Source organism: Paractinoplanes aksuensis (assembly GCF_024137025.1).
In the GTDB taxonomy this organism is placed as follows: Bacteria; Actinomycetota; Actinomycetes; order Mycobacteriales; family Micromonosporaceae; genus Actinoplanes; species Actinoplanes aksuensis.
On sequence record NZ_JAMYJR010000028.1, the window covers coordinates 110,266 to 124,059 of the forward strand.

Consider the following 13,794-nt stretch of genomic DNA (forward strand, 5'->3'; position numbering starts at 1 on the left):
CTGAGTAGTAACCTTCCGCCAACCCCCCGTCTTTTGCCGACCTCCCTTCCCCGTTCGTGGAGGAACATATGAAGTCCCGCGTCCTCGGCGCCGCCCTCTTCGCTCTCGGCGTCCTGGCGCTGGTATTTGCCGGCGGCCTGGCCTACGTCGTGGCACCCACAGTGGAGCAGTTGCCCTACGACCTGAAGCCCACCCAGTCGGTCGCCGTGGCGCCCAACGCGCGCTTCCTGCAGATCACCACGGGCAAGGCCGAGGTCGTCGAGGGGGTCGAGCTGCGCTCGACGATCACCGTCACGCCCGACGCCAAGGCCACCAGCGAGCTGACCGGCCCGCTCGACGGCGAGGCGGTCGTGTGGCTCGTCGGCCAGCAGGTCATGCGCACCGACACCAACGCCCTGATCAGTGCGTACAGCACGTCCCTGGCCCTCGACCGCGAGACCGGCGCCGCCGCCGACTGGGACAAGCACTGGCTCGACACCGGCAACAACCAGGAACCGGTCAAGTACTCCGGCCAGATCTACAAGTTCCCCTTCGGCACCGAGAAGAAGGACTACGAGATCTACGACCGGGACATCCTGGCCACCCAGCCGGCCCGGTTCGTCCGGACCGAGCAGATCGAGGGCCTCGAGACTTACGTCTTCACGCAAGAGATCCGTGACGGCATCCAGGAGATCCCGGAGGACCGGCTGTCGGTGCTGACCAGCCAGCTCCTCGACGGCGCGGCCACCAGCAAGGTCCACTACAACAACACCCGTACGGTGTGGGTCGAGCCCACCACGGGCCAGTACCTCAAGGTGGAAGAGAAGCAGAGCAAGAACCTGGTCGGCGACAACGGTCAGTCCGTGTCGATCCTCGACGCCACCTTCACCTACACCGACGACACGATCAAGAAGGCGGCCGACACCGCCGGCGCCAACCGCCAGAAGCTCCAGCTGGTCGGCCTGTGGGGCCCGATCGTCCTGGCCGTCCTCGGCGCCATCCTCATCATCGCCGCCCTGTTCCTGCTCGCCCGCCGCCCGTCCACCGCCACCACCACCGCGGCCCCGAAGCACAACCCGCGCCACTCAGCCACCGACACCAACGCCGACGCGGACGCGGACGCGGACACCACGGTCGACACGAGCAAGAAGTCCTGACCTGACGCTCTCCCTCGACGCTCCGGTCCCTCGTGGACCGGAGCGTCTTGCTGTCCGCGGTCTACTTCTCCTGGTAGTCGGAGACTACTGAGCTGAGGATGCTCGGCGACGCGTTCCATTTCTGCAGGTTGATGCCGCTGCACACGCCGAGGACGAGCTTGCTGATGTGCATGGCGGTGAACTGGTCCCAGTAGTCGGTGGGGGAGGGCATCAGGCAGTAGGGCGCGGCGGCCGAGGTGTTGAAGGTCGATTCGATCCGGTACGAGTTCTGGCTGATCCCGGTGAAGACCGTGCGCGTCCACAGCTGGTTGGCCGGGATCGCGCTGTTCACGTTGCAGACGGCCAGCTTGACGTACTGGCCCCACGCGGTCGAGCCGGGGCTGTACAGGCAGTAGGTGGTGACGCCGTCGCTGCCCTTGACGTACACGCGGCCCGTGGCCGAGGTGCCGCCCACCGCCACCTGGGGCAGGAACCACACCTGGTTCCACTGGATGACTTTGTTGGGCGCCTGCTTGCACGGGAAGATGACCATGAACGCGTAGGTCCACGTGTTGGCCGTGACGTCCAGGCAGCGGCCGAACTGGTCGTAGTTGACGAGTTGTTTGGTCACGTCGCCCGCGGCGCCCGTGCCCGCGCTGGCGTCCGGGAAGAAGGTCTTGTATTTGGTGTAGTCGCCCGAGGTGCCACTGCACGGGGTGCCGTCGGTGCCGTCGCCCTGGGTGCCGGCGACCCGGTTGGCGTTGCCCGCGATGACGTTGTTGATGAGCACCCTCGGCGGCACGGTCGTCCAGTCGACGTTGAAGCACTTGCCGTTCGGATTGATGCCGTCGGTGGTGCCCTCGAAGTTGTCGCGGTTGTTCAGGCTCCAGATCTGCACGCGTTTGGTCGCGTCGCAGTCGGCGAACGTGACCGGGGTCAGGTTGACGCTGACCGCTGACACGCAGGCGCCGTTGGGGAAGTTGGGCGAGCCCTCGCTGCCCTTCAACTGCACCTGCAGCGTCGGGTTGTAGGTGAAGCTCTGCTTCGGGTCAGAGGCGTCGCAGGTCGCCAGGACCACGGGCGCGCCGACGGTGAGCGGCGTCGTGCCGGTGGCCTCGCGCGGGGCGGTCACGCACTGGTCGCTGTTGTAGACCTTGATGGTCCCGCCCGGCACGTTGGGCTTGGTCCGGCTCTGGAACAGATAGGTGGCCAGCAGCGTGCGGGTCGAGCCGCCGGCCGTACCGGTCGACGAGATCAGGGCGTACATCGGCACGATCGACGGCCCGCCCGCGCCGCCGCAGCCGAGGCGGTTGCTGCGGGCCCAGGTCTCCGGATCGGTTCCGGCGGGCGGGGTCGACGTCAGGTAGTAGATGTTGACGGCGAAGTTCGCGAGCTGGCCCGGGCTGACCGTCCCGGCCAGTTTGAGGCTGGGGCCGGTGACCGTGGCCGCGCACGGCACGGTGGCCAGCAGGGCGTCGCCGGACGCGTTGACCGGCACCGCTCGCATCTGGGCCAGGCTGGTCTCGATCCCGCTCTGAGCGGCGCTGATCGCGGCCGAGCGGTTGATGTCGTACCGGGTGGTGCTGACCTGACTGGCCACGACCGCGCCGAGCAGGGCGGCCGCGCCGACGCCGACGAGGCTCAGCAGCATGGCCAGCGGCAGCGAGCCGCGGGAGTCCCGGAGCCGGATCATGAGCGGGCCGACGCGTGGTAGCAGGGTTCCGCGGCCGGCGGGAAGGGCTGGCCGGCCGCGTCCAGGGCTGTGCTGGCGTACGTGTTGAGCGCGGTGTAGGTGACGGCGCTGGTGCGATTCGAGGTTCCGGCCTTGGCCGACAGCCGGATGCCGAGCATCTGGTGGTTGAGCGCGGTGGTGGGCTGGGTGCGGGCGAAAACCGCGCCACTGGTGGGGGTGATGAGGTTCGAGGCGAGCGGGGTCCAGGCGCTCGGGCTGATCGACGAGGCCACCGTCCACGACCGCGACTGCAGTTGCAGGCTCTGCGGATCCGAACCGGTCAGGCGCAGCTGGACGCACCGTTTCACCGGCGCCGTCCCACCCGGCGCGATGGCCAGGACCAGATATTCGACGTACGGCATGCTGTTCTCCGTGTGCACGGCCGAGATCGAGTACGAGTAGCGAATGGTTTTGTCCAGCTGCAGCAACGCGTTGCTCAGTTGGGCCTGCACCGTCGACTCGGCCTCGATGGCGGACGCGGTGCGATAGATCTGCAGCACCGCCGTCGTGAAGATCGAGCCGATCACCGACACGATCCCCAGCACGACCAGCATCTCGATGAGGCTGTAGCCGGCGTCCTTCTTCATCCGACGAGGAAGGGGTCGACGATGGCCGTGCTGAACAGGGCCGCCTCGGCGTGGGCGCAGGTGCCGGCCGGGCACTGCCCGTCCCGCCAGGCGACCGCCACGACCAGCCGGACCAGCGGCGCCGCGGTGGCCGTCGCGCCGCAGGCCAGGCTCGAGGCCAACGAGACGGTCGGCTGCCAGCACGCGCCGAGGTAGTAGTAGCGCTTGAACGGCACCCCGTCGAGCAGCACGACCTCGGGATCGCCCGGCGCGGCGACCGTCGAGCCGTCGGGCTGAGCGCCGGCCTGGGGCACGGCCAGGGTGCCCGGACCGGCCGCGTCCCACCGGGTCGTGGCCGCGCCGAGCAACGTGTCGACCTGCGTCGACACGGCGTCGACACACGTCGCCGTGCACTGTTGCCGCCCGCCGAGCAGGGCCGAGCCCCGCAGACCCCGGGCCTTCTCCATGCCGTCGAGGGCGAGCCGCACCGCGGTGTCCCGCTGCGCCGCGTGCCGGGCCGCCTTGCGCGAGCCGACCAGGAACACGGTCAGCGACGTCATCACCAGCGTGATGATCCCCATGGCCACCACGACCTCGACGAGCGTGAACCCGTCGTCCCGTACGCGCCGCCCGCCTGACCCCACTCCTGAAGATTCGGCCGGGGCCGGCACTTTGCTTAGGCCGAGCGTTCGCGCCGTACTGTAGGCGGCCATGAAGAGCCCGCTGCGCCCGGCCGACCCGCCGTCACTGGGTGGCTACCGACTGCTGGCTCGGCTCGGCGAGGGCGGCATGGGATCGGTCTTCCTCGGGCGGCGCGACGACGGCCCGCTCGTCGCGATCAAGATGATCAAGCCCGAGTACGCCCACGACGAGGAGTTCCGGGGCCGGTTCCGCAGCGAGGTCAAGCGGGCCTGGCAGGTGCCGCCGTTCTGCACGGCCGCGGTGCTCGATGCCGACCCCGAACACCGTACGCCGTACCTGGTGGTCGAATATGTCGACGGCCCGAGCCTGGACGAGGTGGTGGACCGCGAGGGCCCACTGGCCGACAGCCGCCTGCACGGCGTGGCCGTCGGGGTCGCCACCGCGCTGACCGCCATCCACGGGGCGGGGGTGATCCACCGCGACCTCAAGCCCCAGAACGTGCTGTTCGCGCTGGGCACGCCCAAGGTCATCGACTTCGGGATCGCCCGGCCGCTCGAGGTGACCAGCCGGCACACGCGGCCCGATCAGATGGTCGGCACGGTCGCCTACATGGCCCCGGAACGCTTCGACGGCGATGACCGCGAGATCACCCCGGCCGCCGACGTCTTCGCGTGGGGCGCGGTCATCGCGTACGCCGGGACCGGCCGCACCCCGTTCCGGGCCGACTCGCCGGTCGCCACCGCGGCCAAGATCCTGACCCAGCCGCCCGACCTGACCGGACTGACCGGGCCGCTGGCCGAGCTGGTCGCGCTCGCGCTGTCCAAGGAGCCCGAGGACCGGCCGACTGCCCCCGAACTGCTCAACCTGCTGCTCGCCCAGAACACCGGCTCGGGCGGGATCGGCGGCCCCCTGCGGGAAGCGGCGGAGGCGGCCCGGCTCGCCACCCGCCCCGAACGGCCGCGGCGGCGCCGGCGCTGGGCGGTCGCCGCCGCCGTGACCGCGGTGGCGACGGCGCTGACGGCGGCCGTGGGCCTCTACAGCCGGCCGACCGAGAAGGTCGTGGTGAAGCCGCCCGAGACGCTGACCACCATGCCGGTGCCCGGGGCGATCCGGGGCGCGTGGGTGGTCGACCCGCTCGATCGGCCCGGCCAATGGAAGGCCACCACCGACGCGTACGGGGGTGTCTGCTCCTTCAAGAACGGCCTGGCCATGTCGACGCCCAGCTCGGCGATGGTGTGTCCCGGCCCGGCCGCGAGCTTCGCCGGCGACCAGATGATCTCGGCCGACGTCGCCGTCGACGACACCCGCTCGTGCGCCGAGATCCAGTTCCGGAACGCCGGGCCGGGCTCGTACTGGCTCGACCTCTGCCCGCGGACGATCCGGATCCGGCACGAGGGCGCGGTCCGGGCGACCACGCTGGGCTCGGCCGACCAGCCCCGCTTCGGCCCCGGGCAGCGCCGCCACGTCGTCCTGAGCCTGCGCGACGAGGTGGCGACGGTGACCGTCGACGGCGACGTCGAACTCGAGCAGAAGCTGACCGATCCGAGCCTGGCCGCGGGCCGGGTCGCGTTCGGCGTGGGCCCGGCCGACGAGGCCAAGGACCAGGACGTACGGGCCGGGGCGGTGATCCGGCGGGCCGAGATCAGGCCGATCGAGGCCGCGCCGGCTGCCCCGCCCCCGCTCACCTTCACCGACGTCCGGACGGGCAGCACGAAGTCGATAGTCAAGGTCCGCGGCTACAACCCGAAGGCCCGGTCGGTCATCGTGGAACCGGTCCTGTTCCTCACCGGCGACGAGTACTGCCAGACCTTCAACCTGGCGTCCACCTCGGACAACCCGTGCGAGCAGGCCTGGGTCACCGAGGACAGCCGCATGGCGGTCACCCTGCCGACCGCCGCCACCCCCGAACTCACCAGCACGTTCGACGACCCCGAACGCTGCGCCGCCGACCCGGTGACCGTCGGCACCTGCAGAATCACCCCCGGCCAACTGGCCGAACGGCTCGGCACCGAGGGCCTGGTCGAGCTGACCACCAGGAACGGCACGGTCACCACGATGGCCGAGGTCTACACCCCCTGACCGGCCGGGGAGTCCGCGCGCAGGTAGGTCAGGACGGCCATCACCCGGCGGTGGACGTCGTCGGTCGGCGGCAGGTCGAGCTTGGCCAGCACGTTGCCGATGTGCTTGCCGACGACCGTGTCGGAGATGTGCAGGCGATGCGCGATCGCGGCCACCCTTTCCTTCAGCAGGTAGCCGACGCCGCGTCCGGCGCCGGAGTCGAGGAGCCGGGCCGCCAGGTCCGGTTCGACGTACTGACTGAGCACCGCGACCGCGAGCCCGGGGTGGGCCGCCCGCAGGGCGAGGGCGGTGCGCAACCCCTCGTCGCGGAAGCCCGGGGGCATCCGGACGTCGGTGACGACCAGGTCCGGCCGGTGCTCGCCGACCGCGGCGGCCAGGGCGCCCGCGTCGCCGACGGCCGCGCAGACCGTGAATCCGAACCGGGTCAGCAGCTCGGTCAGGCCGGCCCGCAGCAGCAGTTCGTCCTCGGCCAGGACGGTTCTCACCGGCACGGCAGCACCGCCCGCAGCAGGGTGGGGCCGCCCGGCGGACTGGACAGTTCGAGGCGCCCGCCGGTCGCCTCGACCCGGTCGGCCAGCCCGGTCAGGCCGCTTCCGCCGGCCGGGTCGGCGCCGCCGCGACCGTCGTCGCGCACCTCGACGGTCAGCGTGGTGCGGTGGAGCCGGGCCGTCACCCGCACGGTCGTGGCGGCCGCGTGCCGGGCCACGTTCGTCAGGGCCTCGGCCACCACGAACCAGACGGTGGCCTCGACCCGTTCCGGCAGGCGCACCGCGAGGTCCGCGTCCACCTCGGCCGGCACGGGACACCGGTCGCCCAGGTCGCGCAGGGCGGCCGGCAGGCCCAGGTCGGTCAGCAGGTGCGGGTGGATGCCGTGGACGAGCTCACGGAGCTCGACCGTGAGCGCCCGCACCTGGTCGTGGGCGCGGGCCACGGCGGCGGCGCCCGGAACGTCCGGCGGCAGGTCGCACCGGGCCAGGCCGAGTTGCAGGGTGATGCCGATCAGCCGCTGCTGGGCCCCGTCGTGCAGGTCCCGTTCGATGCGGCGGCGTTCGGCGTCGAAGGCGTCGATCAGCCGGGTGCGGGACCGGGACACCGCGAGGAACTCGGGCGTGCCGGCCACCAACCGGCGGGCGAGCGCGGCCTGGCCGCCCGCCAGCGTCTTGACCAGCAGGGGCGCGGCGGGGGTCAGGAGCAGCGCGACCAGGGCCCACCGGGTGGCCTCGGCCACCGTGTCCACGGTGCCGAAGCCGACCGCGACCGGTCCGCTCAGGTGGACCAGGAGCGGGCCGGCGAGCGCGAAGGCCAGGGTCGCCAGCAGCAGCCCGACGACCCCGTAGGCCACAGGCAACACGCCGGCCAGCAGCACGGCAGCCGGAAGAGACATGCCTGGAGACGGTAGAGGGGATCCGGCCACTCAGGACAGCCGGTTGACCCCCGTACGAAGGTAGGGCTGGCACCACCCTGCCCGGGGTGGCGGGCCGTCATGACAGCAGCCTCCGGCGTTGGTGGGCTGAAACGCATGACAAAAGGACCGACTGCCTTTCTCGTCCTCTCCTTCGGCATCGCCTGGATCTGGGAGGCGGTGGCGCATCTGGGGCTCGGCTGGTCGCTGGTCAACCCGCTGGTGCAGGCGCCGGCGGCCTTCGCCCCGGCCGTTGCGGCGCTGGTGGTGCGGCGCTGGATCACCCGCGAGGGCTTCGCCGACTCCGGTTCCCGGCCGCGGTTGCGCGCGGCCTGGCGCTTCTATCTGCTGGCCGGGCTGGGCCCGCTGGTCATAGCCGCGGTCGTCGTCGGGATCGGTGCGATCGCCGGACGGTGGGAGCCGTCCGGACTGGTGACCGCCGACCTGGTGCCGGGTCTGCCGCTCTGGGCGGTGCCGCCGGCGCTCGGCCTGCTCGCGGTGGCCGGCACCGTGCTGTTCTGGGGTGAGGAGTTCGGCTGGACCGGCTACCTGCTGGTGCGCATCTGCCCCGGACGGCCCCGCCGGGCGGCGGTGGCGGCCGGGCTGATCGCCGCGATCTGGCACTTTCCGCTGGCCTTCCTGGGCTACGTCGAGTACGGCCACCTGGCGCTCGGCCTGGCCGGGTGGACCCTCTGGATCGTCGCCCAGGAAGTGCTCCTGGCCTGGCTGCGAGCGCGCAGCGGCAGTGTCTGGCCGGCCTGCCTGGCCCACGCGGGCAACAACTTCGTGCTGGCCCCGCTCACCGCCGCGCTGCTGACCGGCCCATCCGGCTTCAGCCCGGAGGCCCAGCAGTTCCTGATCTTCGCGGTGCTGGCCGCGGTCGCGGCCGGCCCCTTCCTGCGGGCCGGCCGCGAACGGATCAACTAGCCGGAGAGTGCCTCGGTCGGGGCGAGACGGGCCGCCCGTGCGGCCGGGTAGAGGCCCGCGATCACGCCGACCAGGATCGTCGCGGCCAGGCCGCCGGCCGGGGCCCAGAGCGGCATCGCCACCGGCCACGACCGCCACCACGCCCAGGCCACCGTGACCAGGGCCCCCAGCGCGGCCCCGGCCAGGCCGCCGGCCGTGGACAGCAGCAGCGACTCGGTGAGGAACTGCTGGCCGATGTGGGCGCCGGTGGCCCCGAGAGCGCGGCGCAGGCCGATCTCGCCCCGGCGTTCCAGCACCGAGATGACCATGGTGTTGGCCACCCCGACCCCGCCCACCAGCAGTGCCACCGCGCCCAGCCCGAGCAGCAGGCCGTTGAGCGCGGCGTCGGTGGCCCGGGCCGCGGCCAGCGCGTCGGACGGGCGGGACACCTTCACCTCGTGCGGCGCGGCCGGGTTGACCGTGGCCCCGAGCACCCGCCGCACCTGCTCGACGGCCGCCTCGTCGGACCGGGTGTAGACGGTGGTCGGGTGACCGTCGAAGCCCAGCCGCGTGGTGGCCGTCGACCAGTCGACCAGGGCCGCCGAGTCGAGTTCCGGGGCCAGCGGCGAGGACGCCAGCAGGCCCACCACGGCGAACCACTGCCCGCCCAGCCACACCCGGCCGCCGGGGGCGTGGACGCCGAGCCGGTCGGCCGCCCCGGAGCCCAGGACGACGGCCGGGCTGCCGGGCTTGGTGGTGGTGAGCCAGCGGCCCTGGGCCATCCCGATCTCGAGCGCCCGCAGCAGGTCGGGCCGGGCCGCCAGCACGCTGATGCTGCCGTGTTCGGCGGTGGGGACGAACGAGGTGCGATAGACCCGGGCGCTCAGGCGGCCGGTCGCGCTCACCGACCGTACGGAGGGAATCCGGCCCGCCATCGCGAGCGACTCCGGCGGCAGGGAGGCCTCCTCGCCGGTGAGGGTCTGGCCCGGCGCGGCGGTCAGCAGGTTGGTGCCGAGCGCGGCCAGCGCCCGGTCCAGCCCGGCCCGGCTCGATGCCGAGAGACCGACCACGGCCAGCATGGCCGCGATGCCGATGGCGATCCCGGCCGCCGACAACACCATCCGCAACGGCCGGGCCCGCAGACCGGCCGCCCCGAGCCGCAGCACGTCCGAGCCGGCCAGCCGGGCCGGTCGCAACCGAGTGGTCATGTCGCGACCAGCTTTCCGTCGCGCAGGGCGACCCGCCGGGGCAGGGCGGCCGCGATGTCGCGGTCGTGGGTGATGACGACCGTGGTCGTGCCGGCCCGGTTCAGATCGTGCAGCAGGTCCATGACCACCGCGCCCGACGCCGAGTCGAGGTTGCCGGTGGGCTCGTCGGCCAGCAGCAGGGCGGGGTCGGCCACCACGGCGCGGGCGATGGCCACCCGTTGCCGTTCGCCGCCGGACATCTCGTGCGGGCGGTGGTGGGCGCGGTGGATCAGGCCGACCCGTTCCAGCGCGATCGCGGCCCGGGTGCGGCGCTCGCGGCGGCGTACGCCCGAATAGAGCAACCCGTCGGCCACGTTGTCGAGGGCCGAGACCCCGGACGCCAGGTGGAACTGCTGGAAGATGAACCCGATGGTCCGGGCCCGCAGTGCGCTCAGCGACCGGTCGGGCAGCGCGGCGACGTCGTGGCCGGCGATCCGCACGGTGCCGGCCGACGGGCGGTCGAGCGCGCCCAACAGGTGCAGCATCGTCGACTTGCCGGAGCCGGACGGCCCGACCACGGCCAGCAACTCGCCCGCCGCCACCGACAGCGACACGTCGTCGAGCGCCGTCACCCCGCCCGGATAGACCTTGCCGACGTTGCTCATCGTGATCATGCGGGCATCCCCACGGTCATGCCCTCGGCCAGTCCGGCCCCGCGCACCTCGACCTTGCCGTCGGCGAACAGCCCGACCTCGACCCGGACAAACCGGCGGGCGCCGCCCTCGACCACCTCCACGCCGTAGCCGCCCTCGGCCAGCGCCACCAGCGCCGCGACCGGCACGGTGAGCACGTTCTTGCGCTGCTCACTGACGTACGTCGCGGTCACCGGCCCCTCGCGCAGCCGGCCGACCGGGGCCGACAGGGCCACCGTCACCGGGACCGTCGGTTGGTCCCCGGGATCCTGCGGTGACACCTTGGCCCCGACCGACGCCACCGTGCCGGCCACCTCCTTGCCGTCGGGCAGCGTGACGGTGACCTTCACCCCGCGCCGGGCCCACCCCGACGCGGAGGCCTCGACGTCGACCGTGACCACCGACGCGGCCCCGGTGTACTTCAGCACCTCGCCGGTGGCTGCCGCCCCCGGCCGGACGGCGAGCGCGGCCACCCGGATCGCCCCGCTCGCGACGACCAGCGACGCCGGATCCACCACACCGCTCGAGGGAAGGCCAAGATCCTTCTGCCAGCGACGCACGGCCTTGGCCGTCAGCCCGGTGTACTCGTCGTCGACCGTGAAGCCCGCGTAGCCGAGCGCGCGCAGGTTGCGTTCCAGCAGGGCGACGTCCGGGCCCTCGACGCCGGGTCGCAGCTCGCGGTACATCGGCATGACCCCGTACAGCAGCACGACCGGTAGGTTGTCGGCCCGCAGCACGGGCTCGCCGCGCTCGACCGTCGCGCCGACCTCGGGCAGCCACGTGACCGTGCCCGGCGCCTTCGACATGATGGGCACCTCTTCGCCGTAACCGAGGCGGCCGTCGACCGTGACCGACCCCGACAGGGTCTCGCGCTCGACCGCGGCCGTGGACCCGGGTGGCGGGGGAGCGGCGGCGGGCTGCCCGCCGTCGGCGCGGAGCGCGACGACCGTCGTGCCCGCCCCGGCCACCGCCACCACCACCCCGGCGATGATCCGGCGCCGCATCATTTGGTCACGGCGAGGGGAGCCATGCCGCCGCACTTCTCGCCGGCCGCGGCCATCTTCTTCACGTCGACCGTCTTCTCGGACAGCGCCACCGCGCCCGTCTCCGGGTCCGGGTCCGGGAAGTCCGGCAACCCGTTCTCGCGCATGCACTTCGAGAGCGCCCGCGCCTTTTCCAGATCCTCGGCCGAGACCTTCTGCGGTTCCCCAGCGGCCCCGGCCGGAATGAGGTCACGGCATTTCTCGTCCGCCTTCTCCATGGTCTTCAACTCGGGCGAGCCCGCCTTCATGGCCGGGGCGCCCAGCACCCCGTTGCCGTTCGGATCGGGCATGTCGACGCCGTTGGCCCGCATGCATTTCGCGTACGCCCGCAATTGGCTCTTCTCATCGGCCGTCGAGGCCGAAGGACTCGGTGCGGCGCCGTTCCCGGCCTGCGAACAGCCGGTCAGCGCGAGGGTCAGAAGCGTCAGGGGTACGAGGATTCGTCTCATGCGGCCCAGCCCACCCGACCGCCCGTAAGATCATCATCAGCGCGGACGCTTACAGGATTCTTATAGCCGGGCCGGTAACCATGTCCCGATGCGTGTGCTTATCGCCGAGGACGAGATCGTGATGGCCGGCGCGATCGCCGAGGGGCTCCGGCTCCAGGCGCTCGCCGTCGACACCGTGCACGACGGGGACGAGGCCCTGCAACGGCTCGCGGTCAACGAGTACGACGTGCTGGTGCTCGATCGCGACCTGCCGAAGGTGCACGGCGACGACGTGTGCCGGGCCGTTGCCGGCGGTGACGTCCGCATCCTGATGCTCACGGCCGCGGGCGAGCTCGCCGACCGCGTACACGGGCTGGGTCTGGGGGCCGACGACTACCTGGCCAAACCGTTCGCGTTCGCCGAGCTGGTGGCCCGGGTGCGGGCGCTCGGCCGCCGGGCCCGCCCGGCCTCGCCACCCGTGCTGGAACGGGCCGGTCTGCGCCTGGACACCACCCACCGCGAGGTCTTCCGGGACGGGCGGGTGGTCGGGCTCTCGCGCAAGGAGTTCGCCGTGCTGGAGGAGCTGCTGCGGGCCGACGGCGCCGTGGTCAGCACCGAACAGCTGCTGGAACGGGCCTGGGACGAGCACACCGACCCGTTCACCAATGTCGTGCGGGTGGTCGTGATGACGCTGCGCCGCAAGCTCGGCCCGCCCGCCGTGGTCGAGACCGTCACCGGCGTCGGGTACCGGATCCGATGAGCCACCGCTGGACCGTCCGCCTGCGCCTGACCGTGCTCTACGGCGGCCTGTTCGTGCTGGCCGGGGCGGCGCTGCTGACCATCACCTACCTGCTGCTGGGGCAGGCCCTCGAGCGGCAGCCGGTCAGCACCGCGGCCGTGCTCGCCATCGACACCGCCATCCAGCCGACCCAGCCGCTGCCGGACGAGATCAACCTCGTCCGCACGGCCGGGCTGGTGCGCGACCTGCAGTCCGACTTCCGGGACGCCACCTTGACGTCGTTGCTGCAGCAGGGCGGCCTGGCCCTGGCCGCGGTGGCCGTGGCCGGGGTGGTCGCGGCCTGGTTCGCGGCCGGCCGCACGCTACGCCCGATCGCCGAGATCACCGCCACCGCCCGCCGCGTCGCCGGCCGCAACCTGCACGAGCGGATCGGCCTGACCGGCCCCCGCGACGAGCTGCGCCGGCTGGCCGACACGTTCGACGACATGCTGGCCCGGCTGGACACGGCGTTCGCGGCCCAGCGCCGGTTCGCGGCCAACGCCTCGCACGAGCTGCGGACCCCGCTGGCCATCAACCGCACCCTGATCGAGGTCGCGCTGGCCCATCCCCACCCCTCTCCCGACGTACGCCGGCTGGGCGAGGCGCTGCTGGCCGTGAACGCCCGGCACACCCGCCTGATCGACGGCCTGCTGCTGCTGGCCCGCGGCGACCAGGAGCTGGCCGACCCGGTCCCGCTCGACCTGGCCGACATCGCGGAGCACGTGGCCGCCCTGGCCCCGGCCGGCGGCCCCACGGTGACCGTGGCGACCGCGCCGTCCCCGCTGCGGGGCGACCCGGTGCTGCTGGAACGCCTGGTGCAGAACCTGGTCGAGAACGCGCTCGCCTACAACGTCCCCGGTGGTTCGGTCACCGTGACCTGCAAGCCGGGCGAACTGACGGTGACCAACACCGGCCCGGCCGTCACCGCGGCCGAGATCCCCCGCCTGTTCGAGCCGTTCCAGCGCCTGACCGACCGCGTCGGCTCGGCCACCGGCACCGGCCTCGGCCTGTCGATCGTCCGCGCCGTGGCCCGCGCCCACGGCGGCACCGCGACCGCCACCCCCGGCCCGTCCGGTGGTCTGACGGTCCGAGTCGGTTTCGCCCCGCCATCGGCAGGGTCGTGACCCTGGTAGCCGCTCGGGCCGCGGCCGGGACCTCGGCCGCCATCGCTGCCGCCTCTGTTCCCGGCGTCGATGCCCACCGCTACGGCATCCTGCATCCGCG

General features: G+C 72.6%; 14 protein-coding genes. 5 read left to right on the plus strand and 9 right to left on the minus strand.

Annotated features, from left to right (window positions below):
• The first annotated feature begins 68 nt into the window (after positions 1-68).
• A complete protein-coding gene (pgfA, locus tag M1L60_RS25590) occupies positions 69-1,136 on the plus strand; it encodes a cell envelope lipid trafficking protein PgfA (protein WP_253240054.1) in 1,068 nt (355 codons plus the stop codon).
• A gap of 61 nt (positions 1,137-1,197) precedes the next feature.
• Here pgfA and M1L60_RS25595 read toward each other — a convergent pair whose 3' ends face one another.
• From M1L60_RS25595 to M1L60_RS25605, 3 genes are read right to left on the minus strand one after another with little or no spacing between them, the layout of a single operon-like run.
• Positions 1,198-2,808 carry a ricin-type beta-trefoil lectin domain protein gene (locus tag M1L60_RS25595; protein ID WP_253240055.1) on the minus strand — a complete coding sequence of 537 codons (1,611 nt, stop codon included), beginning with the start codon at positions 2,806-2,808 and terminating at the stop codon, positions 1,198-1,200.
• Entirely contained in the window at positions 2,805-3,434 is a 630-nt protein-coding gene (locus M1L60_RS25600; protein WP_253240056.1) for a type II secretion system protein, read from the minus strand. Before M1L60_RS25600 ends, M1L60_RS25595 begins: the two co-directional genes overlap by 4 nt.
• Complete coding sequence (locus M1L60_RS25605; RefSeq protein ID WP_253240057.1) at positions 3,431-4,057, minus strand: type IV pilus modification PilV family protein; 627 nt, start codon at positions 4,055-4,057, stop codon at positions 3,431-3,433. The genes M1L60_RS25600 and M1L60_RS25605 overlap by 4 nt, the downstream gene beginning before the upstream one ends.
• A 67-nt stretch (positions 4,058-4,124) precedes the next feature.
• On the opposite strand from M1L60_RS25605, the gene M1L60_RS25610 reads away from it, so the two are divergent.
• Positions 4,125-6,134 carry a serine/threonine protein kinase gene (locus M1L60_RS25610; protein ID WP_253240058.1) on the plus strand — a complete coding sequence of 670 codons (2,010 nt, stop codon included), beginning with the start codon at positions 4,125-4,127 and terminating at the stop codon, positions 6,132-6,134.
• Here the strand turns inward: M1L60_RS25610 and M1L60_RS25615 are convergent.
• Both M1L60_RS25615 and M1L60_RS25620 read right to left on the minus strand, forming a co-directional pair.
• Positions 6,122-6,619: a response regulator gene (locus M1L60_RS25615; RefSeq protein WP_253240200.1), complete on the minus strand. Its 498-nt coding sequence runs from the start codon at positions 6,617-6,619 to the stop codon at positions 6,122-6,124. The genes M1L60_RS25610 and M1L60_RS25615 overlap by 13 nt on opposite strands.
• On the minus strand, positions 6,616-7,518 hold the full coding sequence (locus tag M1L60_RS25620) for a sensor histidine kinase (RefSeq protein ID WP_253240059.1): 903 nt from the start codon (positions 7,516-7,518) through the stop codon (positions 6,616-6,618). Before M1L60_RS25620 ends, M1L60_RS25615 begins: the two co-directional genes overlap by 4 nt.
• Before the next feature lie 135 nt (positions 7,519-7,653).
• Between M1L60_RS25620 and M1L60_RS25625 the strand changes: the two genes are divergently transcribed.
• Positions 7,654-8,463, plus strand: coding sequence for a CPBP family glutamic-type intramembrane protease (locus tag M1L60_RS25625; RefSeq protein WP_253240060.1), 810 nt, complete (start codon positions 7,654-7,656; stop codon positions 8,461-8,463).
• Here M1L60_RS25625 and M1L60_RS25630 read toward each other — a convergent pair.
• From M1L60_RS25630 to M1L60_RS25645, 4 genes are read right to left on the minus strand one after another with little or no spacing between them, the layout of a single operon-like run.
• The gene (locus M1L60_RS25630; RefSeq protein ID WP_253240061.1) at positions 8,460-9,650 is read right to left on the minus strand and encodes an ABC transporter permease; all 1,191 of its coding nucleotides are present in this window, start codon (positions 9,648-9,650) and stop codon (positions 8,460-8,462) included. The two genes, M1L60_RS25625 and M1L60_RS25630, sit on opposite strands and share 4 nt — an antisense overlap.
• Positions 9,647-10,303: an ABC transporter ATP-binding protein gene (locus M1L60_RS25635; RefSeq protein ID WP_253240062.1), complete on the minus strand. Its 657-nt coding sequence runs from the start codon at positions 10,301-10,303 to the stop codon at positions 9,647-9,649. The genes M1L60_RS25630 and M1L60_RS25635 overlap by 4 nt, the downstream gene beginning before the upstream one ends.
• On the minus strand, positions 10,300-11,328 hold the full coding sequence (locus tag M1L60_RS25640; RefSeq protein ID WP_253240063.1) for a peptidoglycan-binding protein: 1,029 nt from the start codon (positions 11,326-11,328) through the stop codon (positions 10,300-10,302). Before M1L60_RS25640 ends, M1L60_RS25635 begins: the two co-directional genes overlap by 4 nt.
• Positions 11,325-11,813 carry a hypothetical protein gene (locus M1L60_RS25645; RefSeq protein WP_253240064.1) on the minus strand — a complete coding sequence of 163 codons (489 nt, stop codon included), beginning with the start codon at positions 11,811-11,813 and terminating at the stop codon, positions 11,325-11,327. Before M1L60_RS25645 ends, M1L60_RS25640 begins: the two co-directional genes overlap by 4 nt.
• Before the next feature lie 88 nt (positions 11,814-11,901).
• Here M1L60_RS25645 and M1L60_RS25650 point away from each other — a divergent pair, with 88 nt between their 5' ends.
• Positions 11,902-12,552: a response regulator transcription factor gene (locus M1L60_RS25650; protein ID WP_253240065.1), complete on the plus strand. Its 651-nt coding sequence runs from the start codon at positions 11,902-11,904 to the stop codon at positions 12,550-12,552.
• On the plus strand, positions 12,549-13,694 hold the full coding sequence (locus tag M1L60_RS25655) for a sensor histidine kinase (protein ID WP_253240066.1): 1,146 nt from the start codon (positions 12,549-12,551) through the stop codon (positions 13,692-13,694). Before M1L60_RS25650 ends, M1L60_RS25655 begins: the two co-directional genes overlap by 4 nt.
• Positions 13,695-13,794 lie beyond the last annotated feature (100 nt).

Coding starts and splice junctions, on each gene's coding strand:
- M1L60_RS25620 (WP_253240059.1), bottom strand. CDS start 7,518: ATGTCTCTTCCGGCTGCCGTGCTGCTGGCCGGCGTGTTGCCTGTGGCC.
- pgfA (WP_253240054.1), top strand. CDS start 69: ATGAAGTCCCGCGTCCTCGGCGCCGCCCTCTTCGCTCTCGGCGTCCTG.
- M1L60_RS25610 (WP_253240058.1), top strand. CDS start 4,125: ATGAAGAGCCCGCTGCGCCCGGCCGACCCGCCGTCACTGGGTGGCTAC.
- M1L60_RS25655 (WP_253240066.1), top strand. CDS start 12,549: ATGAGCCACCGCTGGACCGTCCGCCTGCGCCTGACCGTGCTCTACGGC.
- M1L60_RS25625 (WP_253240060.1), top strand. CDS start 7,654: ATGACAAAAGGACCGACTGCCTTTCTCGTCCTCTCCTTCGGCATCGCC.
- M1L60_RS25635 (WP_253240062.1), bottom strand. CDS start 10,303: ATGATCACGATGAGCAACGTCGGCAAGGTCTATCCGGGCGGGGTGACG.
- M1L60_RS25630 (WP_253240061.1), bottom strand. CDS start 9,650: ATGACCACTCGGTTGCGACCGGCCCGGCTGGCCGGCTCGGACGTGCTG.
- M1L60_RS25595 (WP_253240055.1), bottom strand. CDS start 2,808: ATGATCCGGCTCCGGGACTCCCGCGGCTCGCTGCCGCTGGCCATGCTG.
- M1L60_RS25645 (WP_253240064.1), bottom strand. CDS start 11,813: ATGAGACGAATCCTCGTACCCCTGACGCTTCTGACCCTCGCGCTGACC.
- M1L60_RS25600 (WP_253240056.1), bottom strand. CDS start 3,434: ATGAAGAAGGACGCCGGCTACAGCCTCATCGAGATGCTGGTCGTGCTG.
- M1L60_RS25650 (WP_253240065.1), top strand. CDS start 11,902: ATGCGTGTGCTTATCGCCGAGGACGAGATCGTGATGGCCGGCGCGATC.
- M1L60_RS25640 (WP_253240063.1), bottom strand. CDS start 11,328: ATGATGCGGCGCCGGATCATCGCCGGGGTGGTGGTGGCGGTGGCCGGG.